The organism is Caldisericum exile AZM16c01, assembly GCF_000284335.1.
GTDB classification, from domain to species: domain Bacteria; phylum Caldisericota; class Caldisericia; order Caldisericales; family Caldisericaceae; genus Caldisericum; species Caldisericum exile.
The window spans coordinates 383457-398976 of the sequence record NC_017096.1; the positions used below are offsets into that span (position 1 = coordinate 383457).

The following is a 15520-nucleotide window of genomic DNA, read 5'->3' on the forward strand; positions in this document are numbered from 1 at the left end:
TGCGCTACCCCAAAATCTTTTCTACATAGTTATACAAATCAGAATTTAAAACTCTTTCATATGCAATCTTAAACTGAGGGTATGCTTCTCCTTCAAGATATCGTAAGTGCGACTCAAGTGTAGTGATTTGTGCGTCTTTATTTATTTCAAGGAAATAGCGTTGCGAAGAATCAGGAATGTCTTCTTCCATGCCTTCAGGTATTGCAATAAGCCTTATAAAATTCAGGACATCATCTTTTGTAAGATTTGAAAAATTCTTTTCAATTTCTTCTGCAAGGGCTACGTCCTGCTCGAAGAAGTGTAGCGAAAATTTATCTAAAGTATCAATTGCATCGGCAAGATATGCGCCTAATGCAACACTTGTGTTGTAGAGTTTGCCTGCAACAAGTAGTGCAAGGTCATCCGAAACGCCAAGTCCTTTTTTATGTCTTATATACTGAAATCTTATGTAAGAGTGCTTAAGAAAATCGACATTTGAAGGATCAATAATTAGCCCAACTTTTCTATATTCATCAAGTTTATCTTCATGATCGCCATGTGCAAGTTGTTCGCCATCAAGTCCCAATTTTTCCATAACATGCATATCGACAAGGTATGGTTTTCCCCCGCCCATATTGAGGTTAAACTTTTGGTTTGCAAGTTTTCTTGTTTCAAAATCATCCATAAAACCACCAAGATATAGTCCCATCAAGACAGAGTCTGGGTCAACCTCAATTTCAAGGAATAGCGGACAGCGCATAAGGGGCTCGCCTTTTTTGTTAACAAGGTGGTTTCTTTTTTGGCCTTTCATTACTGCTCTTGCGTATTCGTAAATCTCGTCTATAAGGAGTTGTCTTGAACTTCTTACAATGAAAGAATCTCTTCCAAGTGCGATTACGATATCATCGATTGTTGTATCAACAAATTTTCTACCTTCGAAAGCGCCGTCTCCGTTGTGGGAATGTCCTTCAATTGTCTGCATGAAAAGCAAATCTTCAACTTCTGGAGATGTGTATAAATCGTGTTCCTTTTGCAACTTTCTGAAGTCTTTCCATATTAATTCTCTCGGTGCAATTTTCATATGTACCTCCTTGTAATATTTTACTACTTTAGTGCTCTTTTGATTACACCACCTAAAACTACAATATCTTCATCATAAACAACGAGGCTCTGCCCTTTAGTGACTGCAAACTGCCTTTCTAAAAATTCTACCTCAATTTGTCCGTTTTTGTTTTTAACTATACACTCTTGTGGCTTTGACTGATACCTTATTTTTGCTTTATAAACTTTATTGGTTTCAATCTCTTCAAGGGTGTTTATTTCGGTTAATTCTGCTCCTTTAAAGAGACAATCTTCGTATGTTCCCAGGACTACTGTGTTATTGATGGGATCGGTATCTATTACATATAAAGGTTCCTTGTAAGAAACATGAAGTCCACTTCTCTGTCCTATGGTATAAAATTGTACACCTCGGTGCTTACCTAAAATGTTTCCATGTTTATCAATAATGTCTCCTTCATTATCTTTAAGAATTTCTTTAATGGTGTCTTTTATATTACCTTTTATGAAGCAGAGGTCTTCGCTTTCCTTAGATGGGGGCAACCCTAAGAATTCTGCAATGCTTTTAACTTCACTTTTAAGGTAGTTTCCTAATGGGAATATGATGTGTTGTAAGTCCTCTTTTTTAAGGCGCCAAAGCATATACGATTGATCTTTTATTTGGTCGATTCCTTTTTTGAGATGTAAATCTTCAATACGGGCATAGTGTCCTGTTGCAAAAAGACCTTCTCCAAAAAGTGATCTTGTTTTTTCATAACCAATGCCAAACTTTATTTTTTCATTACAAACTGTACATGGATTTGGCGTAAAACCTCTCTTTAAACTTTCAAAGAAATATCCTTTAACAAGCTCTTTAAACTCTTCCGAAACATCAACTTCTATAAAAGGCACCTCAAACTTTCTTGCAACAATCTGTGCATTTGAAACATTACAGCATCTTGATAAATTTTCCTCTTTTTCTAATTTGAAGAATACTGCAATGACATCATATCCTTGCTCTTTTAAAAGGTATAATGCAACAGAACTATCAACGCCACCGCTTACGCCGACATAAACTTTCATGTTATGATTTTATAACGTTTTCACAAAATTTCAAAACGCTTTGACTTTTTTAAATCTTGATGTAAAATAAACTGATTTTACATTGCAATTGTGAAAAAAATATTGTAAGGAGGTACAAATGGATATACCGTTTGCAACAATTGAGAGACTTGCTATTTACGTAAGATGTTTACGACATTTAAAAGAGAAAGGAGTTAAAAAAATCTCTTCGTTTGAAATGGCAATTAACACTAGGACAACTCCAGAGCAGGTAAGAAAGGACCTCTCTTATTTCGGAAAGTTCGGCAAGACTGGTGAAGGTTATGATGTTGAAACACTTTTGAAGAAACTTGATAAAATCTTGAAGACAAAGAGAAAATGGAATGTTGCAATCATAGGAGCAGGTTCCTTAGGTACGGCACTCTCAAGGTATAAGGGATTTAAAGAAGTTGGATACGATGTGAAAGCATTGTTTGATATTGATCCAGAAAAAATAAATAAAAAAACAAACGGCATTCCTGTATATCACATTGAAAAATTTGGAGAAGTTGTAGATAAAGAAAATATAGAAATTGCTATTGTTGCCGTGCCGACTGAGGCGGTTTCAGATATAGAAGGAATTTTAGCAAAGAGTAAAATTAAGGGAATTTTAAATTTCGCTCCAGTCACTTTAAATCTTAAAACCCGAAGAAAAATTGTAATTCTGGATGTTGACCTAACACAGAAGTTGTATATAATTTCATATCTAATCAAAAATAAATGGGAGGAATAGATGGATGTATTGACATTAAATTGTGGTAGCTCTTCGGTTAAATACCAACTTTATCGATGGAGCGAAAAAAGGATTTTAGCGAAAGGAATTGTGGAGCGTGTTACAATTGGTGGCTCCTTTATAAAGCATGAAGTACCGGGACGTGACTCTGTAAAAATTCAAAGTGAGTGTCCTACTCATAAAGAAGCGATTGAACTTATCTTAAAGACACTTACTGACCCTGAAATTGGTGTTATTAGCGATGTAAAAGAAGTAAAAGCAGTTGGGCACAGAGTTGTGCATGGTGGAGAAAAGTTTAATAAATCTGTTTTAGTTACTGATGAAGCGTTGAAAACTTTTGAAGAACTTCAGGATCTTGCTCCGCTTCACAACCCACCCAATATTATGGGAATAAGAGCCGCAATGAGTATCCTTCCAGATGTGCCGCACGTTGCAGTGATGGACACGGCATGGCACCAAACAATGCCAGAACATGCATTCATTTATGCACTTCCAAGGGAGTGGTATGAAAAATATCATATAAGAAGGTATGGCTTCCATGGCACATCATTCCTCTATGTTGCGAAAAGAACCGCCGTCCTATTAGGAAAAAATCCTTTTGAGACAAATGTTGTTATTGCTCACCTTGGAAATGGTGCAAGTATCGATGCCGTTAAAAACGGTATTTCTGTTGATACAAGTATGGGCTTTACACCTCTTGAAGGGCTTGTTATGGGCACACGCGCAGGCGACCATGATGCTGCAATTGATCTTTACATGATGGAGAGGTTAGGATTATCTACGAAGGAAATGAACGACGTCTTGAATAAGAAGAGTGGCGTATTTGGTATTACAAATGGTAAATATACTGACCGAAGAGATGTTGAAGTTGCTGCAGATGAGGGCGATCATCTTGCACAACTTGCAATTGCTATTGAAACCTATAGACTTAAAAAATACATTTCTTCTTATATGGGTGTGTTAGGTCGTGTTGATGCTATTGTATTTACTGCAGGTGTTGGCGAAATGGGTCCGATTTTCCGTGAAAAGGCGCTTGATGGACTTGAAAACTTTGGTGTCGTTATTGACAAGAGGAAAAACAATATTTCCCTTACAAGGAATGCAGAAACTGATATCACAGGCGATGGCTCTAAGATAAAAGTTTTTGTAATTCCCACAGATGAGGAACTGGTAATGACTGAAGATACGGTTGCAATAATGGAGGGGCGATACGATGTGCACACCAATTTTACGTATTCCTTCCAGAGTCCACATTACAAAAACTTGTTAAGAGAAGAGAATTTTGCAAAAGAAGTTGAGAAAAAGCCTGAACTTGCAGAGATTAAAGCAAAAATTCCAGGGGTTGATTTTTAGTATATATCGTAAGTATTAATTAGAAAAAGGGGGCAACTGAGCCCCCTAAATTTTTATCTTCTTACAACTATGTGAACTGCTTCTCCTAACGGTACTTTTACTGCTTCCATTACTGCTTCTGGAAGTGTTGGATGCGTGTGAATGGTATCGCCCACGTCTTTGAGTGTTAATCTATTCTTTATTGCAAGAGCAAGTTCTGAAATCATCACTGATGCCTCAGGTCCTATGATTTGAGCACCAAGTATTTCTTTTGTATCGCTTCTTGCAACGACCTTAACAGTGCCATCTGTTGCATTCATTGAGACTGCTTTTCCATTTGCCGTAAACGGAAATTCTCCTGTTATAACGTCAATACCTTGATTTTTTGCTTCCTCTTCTGTCAAGCCTACAGAGGCAATTTCAGGTGTTGTAAATATTGCCCAAGGCACAACTCTATAGTCCATCTTTGTTTCATGTCCTGCAATGATTTCTGCAACAACTTCTCCCTCTTTCATTGCTTTGTGGGCAAGAAGAAGTCCTCCAACTACATCTCCAATTGCATAGTGATGTTCAATGTTTGTTCTTAAAAACTCGTTAACAACAATTTTCCCTCTGTCAGTTTGGATTCCAACCTTTTCAAGGCCAATATTCTCTGAATTGAGTTTTCTTCCAATTGATACAAGCACCTTTTCTGTTTCGAGCACTTCGCCATTTCCTAAGGTAAGATTTACGCGATCGTCTTTTACATCGATACTTTCAATTTTCTGTCCTAATTTAAATTCAATGCCTCTTTTTTGGTAAATCCTCTGGATAAGCGTTGTAAGTTTTCTGTCTTTAAGGGTTGGGACAACTGTTTCCATCATTTCAATAACTGTCACTTTTGTGCCAAATGAATTAAAGAATGTTGCAAATTCCATACCAATTGCGCCAGCACCTACAATGATCATATTTTTAGGATATTCTGTAAGTTCAAGTGCATCGTCTGAGGTAAGCACGTTTATGTGATCGATTTTGAATGCAGGAATCATTGCAGGCTCTGAACCTGTTGCTATGACAATGTCCTTACCTTTGTAAATTTCTTTTCCTTGTGAAGTTTCAACCTCAACGGTATTTCCATCAATTAGGTACCCTCTCCCATATTTAATTTCTACTTTTCTTGCCTTTAGAAGAAATTCAACACCTGAAACGAGTTTTTTTACAACTGTTTCCTTCCAGGATTTTATACCATTTGGATCATATGATACATCATTTACTGTAATTCCAAAGATTTTGGATTCATGTGCCTCCCTATATACATCTGCTGCTTTTAAAATTGCTTTTGTTGGAATACAGCCTCTATTAAGACATGTACCACCAAGGACTCTATTTTCAATAACTAAAACTTTCTTTCCCAAATCTCCCAATCTAATTGCTGATACGTATCCTGCAGAGCCTGATCCAATCACAATTACATCAAATTCTTCCATCGTTCACCTCCAATTAATTATAAAAGAAGGAGGGAAAAATCCATCCTTTAAGTTTTCATGAAATAATCTTTGGCTCTTTCTCAACAATTTCTGCAAATTCATCGTAAGATATAAGGGGTACCAAACTTTCTTTTTCATCGAATCCACGGGCTACAAAATCCTCTTTTAGCGCAAATAGTTCAACGCCATCTTTTACAAGTGTTTTTACGTCTTTTTCAACAGCAAAAAGGACACCATCTTGAAGAAAAATTACCTTATCTTGAGGTAAGGCAATTTCCAATAAAAGATGAGCAACTTGATAGTCTGGGGATTTCTTTATGATTATTAATGCCATATCTTCCTCCTAAAAGAAAATTACATTATCGAAAGAGTGGAGAAACTCGGGAAGGTCACTCTTAGAGAGTATTTGCAAATTCCAATGGGTATCAATTTCATTCTCTTTAATATCAAATCTTTCAAGATCTTCTTTCACTGCATATACCTTTGTACCATATTTTTCGATGTATCTAAATGTAATTGAAAGTGGCAATACGCCACACAGCTCTGGTTTGCAATTTGTGTGAACAGCAAGAACTGCTTCATTTAAGAGAAGGGCTACAGGCTCAATGTCTTGTCCATACATTCCAAAAATACTTCTAAAAGTTTCGTTTATCCAGATACTTCCTGCAGGTGAAGTATAAACTGCGAACAATATTTTTTTCATTTTCTACCTCCTACGGCATGAGATTAATGTATCTATCTGATTCAAAAATCAAGGCAGCCATCTCGGGTACACCTGAGAATTTTGCGCCTTCGATTTTCATTTCTTCAGTTAATCCTCTATATTCGGCACAAAGACCACAGATGTGTACTTCAACTCCTTTTGATGCAAGTTCCTGTAATTTCATTGGGATATTTCTATCTATTCTCATTGGCTTAACAAGTTTATTTGCAGCAAGTACAGAATCTGCAAACAAAAAAATGGAAACTTTATGGCCTCTATTTAAGAATATTTCTGCCATACGAATTGCTGTGTCTAAATCTTCGTTTGTATATGGCGATACGTTTGTTTGAATTGTTATGTGCATACATTTACCTCCTATTTAATTTAGTTGGGGGCAAATGTGCCCCCCATTATTTTTTATGTATTTACTTTCTTTCAAAAAGATACCAAACCATCAACCAGTTACCTGCGACTGCGAATATCGTAAAGAGAATGGAACTTATTGCAAGGTGTGGAAGACCTGAAAGAATGTGTCCTATATTACAGCCATACGCAACTCCTGCACCGAATCCCATTAAAATGCCGCCAAGTGCGACTTGTGCAAAGGTTTGCGGATTCTTTGGCATTCTTAGCTTGAATTCTTTGGTAGCAAGTGCTGCGATAAACGCACCAATGATTATTCCAAGAACTTCCATTCCAATCCAATTGTATGGAACACCTTTTGAAATATCAAGGTTTCCAGTTGTAGTCCTGAAGAGATTTACCCAGCCACCCGTAATTCCAAGTGCATAGGATTTTTGTGAAATGTATGCAACTATACCTGTAATTCCAACAAGGATTCCACCCCAAAGCCATGTAAGACCTGTGGTTTTCCTTTCTGTTGTTTTCCACACGAGTATCACAACCAAGAGAATAATTGCAAAGATAATAGCTATAATCCATGGATTAATATTTAAAAGGTTTGCAATTGTTAGGTTGATTTTTCCGTCTGTTGCAGCATATACTCCTGTCGGGTTATTTGTTGTGGTAATTGGCTTTCCAAACCATTTATTTACGAATTGAAGTGGTCCACCTCTAACTGCTGCAGCAGTGATGCCAAAGAAGACCGCCGCAACAAATGCTGTAATGTAACCTTCGCCTACTCTATAGGTAATTCCACTTGCGCATCCTCCTGCAAGTACCATTCCCATTCCAAAAAGGAACCCACCAATAATTTGTGCTAAAGGAACAAATGGAAGAGGATTAAGCTTAATCCATCCAAGTTGCGCTGCAAGTTGAAAGCCAATTGTTTCAACCATGATCGCAAGGAGTGCCATTTTCATAAGATAGTTGTCCTTTGTCAATTTAACATCTCTAATTGCAGAGTTAAAGCAAAGTCTTCCTCTCTGTAATAGCACTCCGAAAATGATACCGACTAATAAGCCTTGTAATCTTGGATCCATATCCTACCTCCTTTATTGATTTGAGATTATAGTTTTTTAATGAGGATACGCCATTCACTTGGTCCAATCTCTTCAATTGAAAGGACTTCTCCGCCAATTTCCTTAACACCTGCGGGAATTCTTTCTTTAGAAAGTGCATAATCGATTAGCACTTCAAGAATTTCTCCAGATTTCATCTCTTTCAATTTTTTTCTTGTGTCAACATCTGGAATTGGACAAACCTCTCCCCTTTCGTCAAGGGTGTAATTTGGTTTTACTTCAGCCATTTTTAATACCTCCTTTTAAAATTTTTGAATTTATCCAAGAGGGGCTATAATCCCCCCTTAATTACCCTTAAAACTACTTTGCACCGAATTGTTCAAGTGCGTCAAGCACGAGTCTAATATAGGCAATGGACGGGCCACCACCCATAAGGCCTGCAACTTCTGCTGCTTCAAGGATCTCTGCCCTTGTTGCTCCTGCATCAATTGCATTTTTAACGTGGAGTGCAATGCAGTAAGCACAGTGTGCTGCAATACCAAGTGCGATAGAAATAAGTTCCTTCTCCTTTGTTGAAAGTGCACCTGGTTTCTCTGCTTCCTTGATAAGTCCCATTACAGCATCAATGTAACCTTTGTCAAATTCGCCAAGTTGTTTAGCAGTCTGCATAAAATCATCAACCATTTGTTTTGCGTCCATACGCAACCTCCCTTTTAAAATTTTTATTTTTTATCTTCTTCCATTATGGAAGAAAACTTGTAAGAATGACTAATAGAAATATTGTTTATAAATTTAACTGTGCTAAATATAACCAATCTGTAATATTTTGTATTCATAGTTTTCATTCACACACCTATATTATATACATATTTTAAAATTTTGCAATACTATTTGCGTAAAATTTCACTAATGTAATTATGAAATTATCAATTTAATGTTTAAGCCAATTGCTCTGTATGTGAAATGAAAATATTGACTAAAAAAAATACAATAATGCAAGAATTAATGTGCATTTTACTTTTTCACAATTTCACAAAAGGTAATTCGTTTACTTGACTAAGATAAAAAAAATTTTAAAATAGTTGAGGTAGGCGTAAAATTAGGTGAAAGGTGGTGAAAAATGAAAAAGGCAAACTACGTAAGTAAGGTTGTCTTTGAAACGATTGTTCTATTTCTTACATGGATCTTACTTACCGAAAGTTTTGCAACTTCGGAATTGATTTTTGGATTCCTTATTGCACTTGTAATTTCAATTGGTACAGCAGACCTTTTTACGGAACACGGTCTTGCTCATTTAAATCCAAAAAGGCTCTTTTATCTTATTATCTACATTCCTTACTATCTCTATCAAGTTATTAAGGCAAATATTCAAGTTGCAGTAATTGTTTTGAGTCCCTCACTTCCAATTAAGCCAGGAATTGTTAAAGTTAAAACAAATTTGAAATCGGATGTTGGAAAGCTTTCTCTTGCAAACTCGATTACTCTCACTCCGGGAACTATTACTATGGATGTCCAGGACGACGAACTCTTCGTTCACTGGATTAAAGTGGAAGATGAAAGTGTGGAAGGCGCAACAGAAAGTATTGTTTCGCCTTTTGAGAAATTTTTGAAGGAGATCTTCTCATGAAAGTGGTAGATTTGATTTATCTTGGCTTACTTGCATTTGCAACAATTCTTATGGTTGTAAGACTAACAAAAGGTCCCGATACGGCAAACAGGGCAATGGCACTGGATACCCTTACAACCCTCTTTGTTGCACTATTTGTATTCTTTGCATTTGTCTTTGGAAGGTCATTCTACATGGATGTTGCTGTGGTTTATGCGATCATTTCCTTTGTTGGCGTGCTTGTTGTTGCGCGCTTTATTGAAAGGGGGCTTTAAGATGGGGATTAACATTATCATCGGTTACATTCTCATGTTTATTGGTGCGTTTTTCTTCCTCCTTTCTGCAATAGGACTTTTAAGGCTTCCCGATCTATACACAAGAATGCAGGCTGCAACAAAATCAACTACGCTTGGTGCAATTTCCTCAATCATTGGGATTGGACTTATGAGAGAAGACATTCTCATAAAGTCAATTATCCTTGCTACGTTTATTCTTCTTACTGCACCTATTTCGGGTTCAGCACTCATTCGTGCAGGATACAAGGCTAAATCGCCAATGACTGACAAAACTGTCGTAGATAAGTTTAAAGAGAAAGAAGGTGAATGACGATGAATATGTATATTCTTGTCTTTTCTTATATTCTGCTTGCTCTTACAATTATCCTTTCTGTTCTTGCAATACATGTTAAGGACCTTCTTGCGGCAGTGATATTTATGGGTGGCGGAAGCCTTCTTGTATCTTTGGTATTTTTACTCCTGCAAGCGCCTGATGTTGCAATGTCTGAAGCCGCAATTGGTGCAGCGCTTACGATGGCAATTTACATTGTTGCCGTAAAGAAAACTGAGCGGGAGGATAAAGATGATTAGAAAAATTGTTTATGGCGTATTTATCCTCATAATTATTGCAGCAATTTCCCTTTTTATATCCAATTACAAGTTTGGTGTAGATAAGATGGATGTAGGGAAATACTATCTTGATAATACAGTTCCTCAAACAGGTGCTGCAAATGTTGTTACTTCGGTTACACTTTTCTACAGAGGTTTTGATACCCTTGGTGAGGTAACAGTTCTTTTCACTGCTGCCTTGGGTGTTGCTGTGCTTTACTTTATGGGCGAAAAGAAAAGAAAACAAAAACTCCAAGAATCAAATTTTGTAACGAAGATTGGGACACGTGTTGTGTTTCCTTTTATTCTTTTAACAGGTGCTTATATTTTCATGCACGGACATTTGACACCAGGTGGAGGTTTCCAGGGTGGTGCCCTTATTGCAACAGGATTTTTGTTACTCTATCTTGCATATGAAGAAACCTCAATCGACAGAAAAAAATTCTATCTTGTTGAAGGCCTTGGTGGACTTACATACGTCATTATGGGACTTTTAGGATTCTTTATGAAGGATTCATTCCTTGCAAATGTGTTGCCAAATGGAAGTTTATTCAATCTTCTTTCGGGTGGAATTATTCTCCCAATTTATATTGGTGTTGGCTTAAAGGTGGGATCTGAGTTATCTAATATCATTGATGACCTTATGTGTGAAGTGAAGTGTGAAGAAGCCGGAGGTGAAGAATGATTTTCTATATTTCTGCACTTCTCATAATTGGTATTGGTATTTATGCGCTTATTATTAAAAAGAATCTTATAAAAATTATTATCGGGCTTGACCTAATTGAAACTGGAATTAACCTCCTCATCGTTTCGATTGGCTATGTGAATGGAAAGACAGCGCCAATATTCTCAAAGGGTGTAATGGATGCAAATCTAATGGTTGATCCAGTACCTCAGGCTCTTACGCTTACTTCTATTGTTATTGGTGCCTCTGAACTTGCACTTGCTGCGGCATTTGTCGTGCTTCTCTATAGGAAGTACGGCACGTTGAATGTACGAAAGATAAGGAGTCTAAGATGGTAAACTTGGCTAATCCAACATTATTGGTAGTTATTCCGCTTTTCTTTGCTTTCCTTTCAATTATTGTTTCTTCATTTTTAAAGAAACTCATAAAATTTGTTCCATTTATTGTAAGTGCAATTAACCTTGTTGTTATTTATTTTATTGGCGTAAAAGTTTTAGGTGGCTCGGTTGTTATAGGCACAACTGCAGGGCTAAATCCACCTTACATAATAAACCTTGCTGTCGACAAGTTGAATTTTATAATTGCTCTTATGGTAAATGTCCTTGGGCTTCTTATATCTTTCTATAACATCTTTTATGTTAAGGAAGAGCCAACTGATAAATTTCACATTCTCTTTACGCTTCTTATCATGTCATCAAGTTGGATAAGTGTAACAGGAGACTTATTTAATATGTTTGTTGCTTTTGAAGTGCTTTCTCTTTCTTCCTTTGGGCTTGTTGGATATTTAAGAAGCAAAGATTCAATTGAAGCGGGATTTAAATATGTTGTTCTTGGTATCCTTGCAGGATCCCTAATCCTTCTCGGGGTTGTCCTTGTGTATGCACAAACAGGCACGCTTAACATGGCGCACATTGCTTCAAAACTCTATTACATTGGAAGCCTCGAAAAACTTATTCCTTATATATTAATATTCTTAGGACTTGCAGTTGAAGGAGCACTTTTCCCTGTAAATTCTTGGCTTCCTGACGCACATCCTGCAGCACCGTCAGGCGTATCGGCAATGCTTTCGGGAATTGTAACAACTACTGCAATCTATGCAATAATAAGAGTTACGGTAACAGTTTTTAACTATTCTGCTTTTATCCCATATCTTTTTATCATTGCACTTCTTACTCTTTTCTTTGGTGAAGTTGCAGCCTTCTTCCAGAAGGATTTGAAGAGGATGCTTGCGTATTCAACAATCGGACAAACGGGATTGTTTGTTCTTGCATTCTCTGTGGGAACACAATCATCAATATCTGCCTCAATTGCGCAGATGATTAATCATTCAGTTTCAAAAGCAGTATTGTTCCTTGTTGCAGGCATTATGATTGAAGTTGCAGCTTCAAGGAATATCGATGACCTTAAAGGTTTTGGGAGATCTCACATTTTGACATCAATTCTCTTTGTTTTTGCAGCGCTTTCTCTTATTGGAATCCCGCCATTCTTTGGATTTTTTACGAAACTTGCAATTCTTCAATCTCTACTTGATTTTCCGGGCTTTCTTGGATATTTCGCTTTCGCGCTTGTCCTTATCATGGCAATTGTAGAAGGTGTCTATTTCTATAAAGTATTTAAGATACTATTTGCAAAAGGTGAGAAAACATTTGGTGAAGAAAATCCATGGCTTGTTGCTGCACCTTTTATCCTTGTGCTTATTCTTGTCTTTCTCAGTGCAAGGCCGATGAATATCATTAACTTCACATATGATACGGCAGGTCAATTAATACAAAGGACGACTTATCTAACCTCAGTATTGGGAGGTTTAAAATGAACTTTTCACTTCTAATGATTTTGCTTACTCCATTTTTTGGAGGGCTTCTTGCTTATGCGGGTTCTGCGTTGCATAAAAGTGTGAGGAATATTTTCTTCTTAATTTTCCTTTTTCTCCCATTTGTTGAACTATATCAATATGCAAATAAAACTATCGATAATTTCTATTATCTTACTGTTTTAGGACAGAATCTTTCTCTGGGGATAAATTCTCTCTCATTTATGCTCTCTATACTGTTTGCTTTAATTTTCCTTCTCGCAGGAATTTTCCTCCTCTTCGAATTTGACAAGTCTGATGATGGCGATTTAGCAGTGCTTGAATTCTCTTTCCTTGAAGGTGCTGTCTTTGGTGTGCTTTTTGCAAGGGACATTTTATCTTTCTTTATCTTCTTTGAACTTATTGCAGTTCTTGTATTCTTCCTCGTCGGGAAAGGTTATAAAGATGCACACATTGCACAACCAAAATACATTACTTGGGCTCTTATTGGTGCAAATTCAATGCTTGCAGCAATTATGCTTTTATTCTTCAAGACAGGAAGTTTTGGTTATTCGGAAATTGCAGGATATCTTTCAACTGCACCCACTTCAATTGTTTTAACGACATTTGTCCTTTTTGCGATTGGTTTCCTTGTTGAGGCCTCAACTATGCCTTTACATGTCTGGGCTCCGATTACATATACTGAAGCACCAGACTCGGTTTCGGTTGTTCTATCTTCGGTTGTTAAAAAAGTTGGGCTTTACTTATTTACGTTATTCACCTTTTCAATTTTTGGGCTTAATCTTTTCTCAAAAATTATGCCAAAAATCTTTGGAAGTCCTCTTATTTTGTATATTCTTCAATGGGTTGGAGCCTTTACGATTATAGTGGGTACTTTTGTTGCAATAGTACAAGAGGATGCAAAGAAAATCCTTGCTTGGTCTTCTATTGCACAAAGTGGCTATATCCTTTTAGGGCTTTCTTTGGGGACATCTCTCGGAGTTGCAGGCGGGCTTTTACATATCATAAATCACTCCATTTTTAAGGGTATTCTTTTCTTTGTTGTTGGTGGCGTTATTTATAGAACAGGCACAAAAGACCTTTCAGAACTTGGCGGACTTATTAAGAAAATGCCTGTTTCGTTTATTGCAATGCTTTTTGCGATTATTGCAACCGCAGGTATCCCACCGCTCAATGGATTTGCTTCAAAATATCTTATTTACGAAGCGCTAATTCAAAATAAAGAACCCATTCTTTTAACGGTTGCCCTTCTTGGTGGAACAGGGTCATTTATGTATGTTTATAGGCTTATTCACTCAATTTTCCTTGGACAACTTCCAAAAAAATACGAAAGTGTTAAAGAAGTGCCAATCCTTATGCAAATTCCAATGCTTGTTTTGTCATTGCTTGCGCTTCTTTTTGGAATTCTCCCTGGAATTCCCATGTATTTTGTTTCAAAGGCTGAGGCATTTTTGGGTTTTGAACCTATAAAATACAACCTTACAGGATTTCCAGAGCAATCAGGACTTCATGCTGTAAATATTTTAGCGATTTCACTTGCTCTTACAGGTGGTTTTGTTGTTGCAGCCCTCATCTTCTACTTACTTCCAAGGGCAAGAAAAGTCCACCAACTTGATAACTACTATGCAGGTGAAGTTCTAACTGAGGATGTAAAATATAATTACAGTTTTGGCTTCTATAGTTTCTTCGATGATATCATAAGACCATTCAATGAGTGGAGTGTTGATAAGATTTATGAAGACTTTACAGGGTTTGTAAAGACCATCGGAGACTACCTGAGGAGGGTATACACTGGCAATCTTGAAACGTATGTGAGCCTTGGGATAATTGTTCTTACGATTTTCTCCCTTATTTACATATTAGGAGGCGTGTTATGGTAGAAAAGCTTGTTTTAGTTTTGACGCCTGTTTTTGCATTCTTTGTCGGCATTTTCCTTGAAGGTTTCAAAAGGAAAATGGTTGCTCGAATCCACAGAAGATATGGTCCACCACTGCATCAGCCACTGCTTGATATCATTAAACTTCTCTCAAAGAAGGAAAACATTTCTCATGGTGTCATGTTTGATCTTGGGCCAGTAATTTTAGTTGGTGCATCAATTTTAACAGTGTTATTTCTTCCGCTTCCAGGCTTTAAACAACTCACTCCTCATGGAGACCTTATAGCCTTCCTTTACATAATGGTAATTGGTTCTCTTGGCATGGCACTTGGTGCAGGCGAATCTGGGAACCCAAATGCGTCTATTGGAATTGCAAGAGCTTTAACACTTATGCTTGGATATGAACTTCCACTTATTATTGCAGGAAATACCCTTGTGCTTAAATATGGGACAACTGATCTTACAAAATTTATGACTTTGCAATCAGGATTCCACTGGAATTTATTCTTTCTTCCATTAACTGCAATTGCTGGATTTATTGCAACATACGGTGCGATGGGGGAACACCCATTTGATATTTTTGTTGCTCCACAAGAAGTTGCAACAGGTCCTATGGTTGAATATGGTGGAAAGCATCTTGGATTACTTATGATTGGTCACGCAATTCAGGTTTATATTGAAACAGCATTTTTCACTGTCCTCTTCCTTGGAGGTGCTGCAAATATCCTTACATTCATCCTAAAGCAACTTGGTGTTATTATTGTTATGACCCTTTTTGATACTGTTTTACCAAGATTCAAAATCGAGAATGCCGTAAGATATTTCTGGAGATGGCCTACCATAATTGCACTTTTAGGCCTCTTTATAGTCTATATTGGAGGTTAGT

At 37.0% G+C, this 15520-nt stretch carries 20 protein-coding genes; 11 read left to right on the forward strand and 9 right to left on the reverse strand.

Annotation, left to right across the window (positions count from 1 at the left end; translation table 11 throughout):
- Positions 1-4: 4 nt before the first annotated feature.
- Both CSE_RS01825 and mnmA read right to left on the reverse strand, forming a co-directional pair.
- A complete protein-coding gene (locus CSE_RS01825; protein ID WP_014452924.1) occupies positions 5-1060 on the reverse strand; it encodes a hypothetical protein in 1056 nt (351 codons plus the stop codon).
- 23 nt (positions 1061-1083) lie between these two features.
- Positions 1084-2100 carry a tRNA 2-thiouridine(34) synthase MnmA gene (gene mnmA / locus CSE_RS01830; RefSeq protein ID WP_014452925.1) on the reverse strand — a complete coding sequence of 339 codons (1017 nt, stop codon included), beginning with the start codon at positions 2098-2100 and terminating at the stop codon, positions 1084-1086.
- Between the two features lie 118 nt (positions 2101-2218).
- On the opposite strand from mnmA, the gene CSE_RS01835 reads away from it, so the two are divergent.
- Both CSE_RS01835 and CSE_RS01840 read left to right on the forward strand, forming a co-directional pair.
- Positions 2219-2851 (forward strand): redox-sensing transcriptional repressor Rex, encoded by a 633-nt coding sequence (locus CSE_RS01835; protein WP_014452926.1) that lies wholly within the window; start codon positions 2219-2221, stop codon positions 2849-2851.
- Positions 2852-4204 (forward strand): acetate kinase, encoded by a 1353-nt coding sequence (locus CSE_RS01840; protein ID WP_014452927.1) that lies wholly within the window; start codon positions 2852-2854, stop codon positions 4202-4204. It abuts the gene before it with no gap.
- A 53-nt stretch (positions 4205-4257) separates the two neighbouring features.
- Here CSE_RS01840 and lpdA read toward each other — a convergent pair whose 3' ends face one another.
- The 7 genes from lpdA to CSE_RS01875 form a co-directional block, all read right to left on the reverse strand.
- Entirely contained in the window at positions 4258-5649 is a 1392-nt protein-coding gene (lpdA, locus tag CSE_RS01845; RefSeq protein ID WP_014452928.1) for a dihydrolipoyl dehydrogenase, read from the reverse strand.
- Positions 5650-5704: 55 nt separating this feature from the next.
- Complete coding sequence (gene tusB / locus CSE_RS01850) at positions 5705-5983, reverse strand: sulfurtransferase complex subunit TusB (protein ID WP_014452929.1); 279 nt, start codon at positions 5981-5983, stop codon at positions 5705-5707.
- A 9-nt stretch (positions 5984-5992) separates the two neighbouring features.
- Positions 5993-6352, reverse strand: coding sequence for a DsrE family protein (locus CSE_RS01855; protein WP_014452930.1), 360 nt, complete (start codon positions 6350-6352; stop codon positions 5993-5995).
- Positions 6353-6362: 10 nt separating this feature from the next.
- The gene (locus CSE_RS01860) at positions 6363-6716 is read right to left on the reverse strand and encodes a DsrE/DsrF/TusD sulfur relay family protein (protein ID WP_014452931.1); all 354 of its coding nucleotides are present in this window, start codon (positions 6714-6716) and stop codon (positions 6363-6365) included.
- A gap of 61 nt (positions 6717-6777) precedes the next feature.
- Positions 6778-7794, reverse strand: coding sequence for a YeeE/YedE family protein (locus CSE_RS01865; protein WP_014452932.1), 1017 nt, complete (start codon positions 7792-7794; stop codon positions 6778-6780).
- Between the two features lie 26 nt (positions 7795-7820).
- Positions 7821-8060 carry a sulfurtransferase TusA family protein gene (locus CSE_RS01870; RefSeq protein WP_014452933.1) on the reverse strand — a complete coding sequence of 80 codons (240 nt, stop codon included), beginning with the start codon at positions 8058-8060 and terminating at the stop codon, positions 7821-7823.
- Positions 8061-8133: 73 nt separating this feature from the next.
- Positions 8134-8472, reverse strand: coding sequence for a carboxymuconolactone decarboxylase family protein (locus CSE_RS01875; RefSeq protein ID WP_014452934.1), 339 nt, complete (start codon positions 8470-8472; stop codon positions 8134-8136).
- Between the two features lie 421 nt (positions 8473-8893).
- Here CSE_RS01875 and CSE_RS01880 point away from each other — a divergent pair, with 421 nt between their 5' ends.
- The 9 genes from CSE_RS01880 to CSE_RS01920 are packed head-to-tail and all read left to right on the forward strand — an operon-like array spanning position 8894 to position 15519.
- Positions 8894-9400 carry a Na+/H+ antiporter subunit E gene (locus CSE_RS01880; RefSeq protein ID WP_014452936.1) on the forward strand — a complete coding sequence of 169 codons (507 nt, stop codon included), beginning with the start codon at positions 8894-8896 and terminating at the stop codon, positions 9398-9400.
- Positions 9397-9654 (forward strand): monovalent cation/H+ antiporter complex subunit F, encoded by a 258-nt coding sequence (locus CSE_RS01885; RefSeq protein WP_014452937.1) that lies wholly within the window; start codon positions 9397-9399, stop codon positions 9652-9654. The genes CSE_RS01880 and CSE_RS01885 overlap by 4 nt, the downstream gene beginning before the upstream one ends.
- A gap of 1 nt (position 9655) precedes the next feature.
- On the forward strand, positions 9656-9985 hold the full coding sequence (mnhG, locus tag CSE_RS01890; RefSeq protein ID WP_014452938.1) for a monovalent cation/H(+) antiporter subunit G: 330 nt from the start codon (positions 9656-9658) through the stop codon (positions 9983-9985).
- 2 nt (positions 9986-9987) lie between these two features.
- Positions 9988-10245 carry a hydrogenase subunit MbhD domain-containing protein gene (locus tag CSE_RS01895; protein WP_014452939.1) on the forward strand — a complete coding sequence of 86 codons (258 nt, stop codon included), beginning with the start codon at positions 9988-9990 and terminating at the stop codon, positions 10243-10245.
- Positions 10238-10948 carry a Na(+)/H(+) antiporter subunit B gene (locus CSE_RS01900; RefSeq protein WP_014452940.1) on the forward strand — a complete coding sequence of 237 codons (711 nt, stop codon included), beginning with the start codon at positions 10238-10240 and terminating at the stop codon, positions 10946-10948. Before CSE_RS01895 ends, CSE_RS01900 begins: the two co-directional genes overlap by 8 nt.
- A complete protein-coding gene (locus tag CSE_RS01905; RefSeq protein ID WP_014452941.1) occupies positions 10945-11286 on the forward strand; it encodes an NADH-quinone oxidoreductase subunit K in 342 nt (113 codons plus the stop codon). The genes CSE_RS01900 and CSE_RS01905 overlap by 4 nt, the downstream gene beginning before the upstream one ends.
- Complete coding sequence (locus CSE_RS01910; protein WP_014452942.1) at positions 11280-12761, forward strand: complex I subunit 5 family protein; 1482 nt, start codon at positions 11280-11282, stop codon at positions 12759-12761. The genes CSE_RS01905 and CSE_RS01910 overlap by 7 nt, the downstream gene beginning before the upstream one ends.
- Positions 12758-14638 carry a proton-conducting transporter transmembrane domain-containing protein gene (locus tag CSE_RS01915; RefSeq protein WP_014452943.1) on the forward strand — a complete coding sequence of 627 codons (1881 nt, stop codon included), beginning with the start codon at positions 12758-12760 and terminating at the stop codon, positions 14636-14638. Before CSE_RS01910 ends, CSE_RS01915 begins: the two co-directional genes overlap by 4 nt.
- Positions 14632-15519, forward strand: coding sequence for a respiratory chain complex I subunit 1 family protein (locus tag CSE_RS01920; RefSeq protein WP_014452944.1), 888 nt, complete (start codon positions 14632-14634; stop codon positions 15517-15519). The genes CSE_RS01915 and CSE_RS01920 overlap by 7 nt, the downstream gene beginning before the upstream one ends.
- The last annotated feature ends 1 nt before the right edge of the window (position 15520 follow it).

What these genes read in the sequence shown, in the direction of transcription:
- lpdA (WP_014452928.1), bottom strand. Translation starts at nt 5,649, where the DNA reads ATGGAAGAATTTGATGTAATTGTGATTGGATCAGGCTCTGCAGGATAC.
- CSE_RS01920 (WP_014452944.1), top strand. Translation starts at nt 14,632, where the DNA reads ATGGTAGAAAAGCTTGTTTTAGTTTTGACGCCTGTTTTTGCATTCTTT.
- mnmA (WP_014452925.1), bottom strand. Translation starts at nt 2,100, where the DNA reads ATGAAAGTTTATGTCGGCGTAAGCGGTGGCGTTGATAGTTCTGTTGCA.
- CSE_RS01895 (WP_014452939.1), top strand. Translation starts at nt 9,988, where the DNA reads ATGAATATGTATATTCTTGTCTTTTCTTATATTCTGCTTGCTCTTACA.
- CSE_RS01905 (WP_014452941.1), top strand. Translation starts at nt 10,945, where the DNA reads ATGATTTTCTATATTTCTGCACTTCTCATAATTGGTATTGGTATTTAT.
- CSE_RS01915 (WP_014452943.1), top strand. Translation starts at nt 12,758, where the DNA reads ATGAACTTTTCACTTCTAATGATTTTGCTTACTCCATTTTTTGGAGGG.
- CSE_RS01900 (WP_014452940.1), top strand. Translation starts at nt 10,238, where the DNA reads ATGATTAGAAAAATTGTTTATGGCGTATTTATCCTCATAATTATTGCA.
- CSE_RS01835 (WP_014452926.1), top strand. Translation starts at nt 2,219, where the DNA reads ATGGATATACCGTTTGCAACAATTGAGAGACTTGCTATTTACGTAAGA.
- CSE_RS01880 (WP_014452936.1), top strand. Translation starts at nt 8,894, where the DNA reads ATGAAAAAGGCAAACTACGTAAGTAAGGTTGTCTTTGAAACGATTGTT.
- CSE_RS01870 (WP_014452933.1), bottom strand. Translation starts at nt 8,060, where the DNA reads ATGGCTGAAGTAAAACCAAATTACACCCTTGACGAAAGGGGAGAGGTT.
- CSE_RS01875 (WP_014452934.1), bottom strand. Translation starts at nt 8,472, where the DNA reads ATGGACGCAAAACAAATGGTTGATGATTTTATGCAGACTGCTAAACAA.
- CSE_RS01910 (WP_014452942.1), top strand. Translation starts at nt 11,280, where the DNA reads ATGGTAAACTTGGCTAATCCAACATTATTGGTAGTTATTCCGCTTTTC.
- tusB (WP_014452929.1), bottom strand. Translation starts at nt 5,983, where the DNA reads ATGGCATTAATAATCATAAAGAAATCCCCAGACTATCAAGTTGCTCAT.
- CSE_RS01840 (WP_014452927.1), top strand. Translation starts at nt 2,852, where the DNA reads ATGGATGTATTGACATTAAATTGTGGTAGCTCTTCGGTTAAATACCAA.
- CSE_RS01865 (WP_014452932.1), bottom strand. Translation starts at nt 7,794, where the DNA reads ATGGATCCAAGATTACAAGGCTTATTAGTCGGTATCATTTTCGGAGTG.
- CSE_RS01885 (WP_014452937.1), top strand. Translation starts at nt 9,397, where the DNA reads ATGAAAGTGGTAGATTTGATTTATCTTGGCTTACTTGCATTTGCAACA.
- CSE_RS01855 (WP_014452930.1), bottom strand. Translation starts at nt 6,352, where the DNA reads ATGAAAAAAATATTGTTCGCAGTTTATACTTCACCTGCAGGAAGTATC.
- CSE_RS01825 (WP_014452924.1), bottom strand. Translation starts at nt 1,060, where the DNA reads ATGAAAATTGCACCGAGAGAATTAATATGGAAAGACTTCAGAAAGTTG.
- CSE_RS01860 (WP_014452931.1), bottom strand. Translation starts at nt 6,716, where the DNA reads ATGCACATAACAATTCAAACAAACGTATCGCCATATACAAACGAAGAT.
- mnhG (WP_014452938.1), top strand. Translation starts at nt 9,656, where the DNA reads ATGGGGATTAACATTATCATCGGTTACATTCTCATGTTTATTGGTGCG.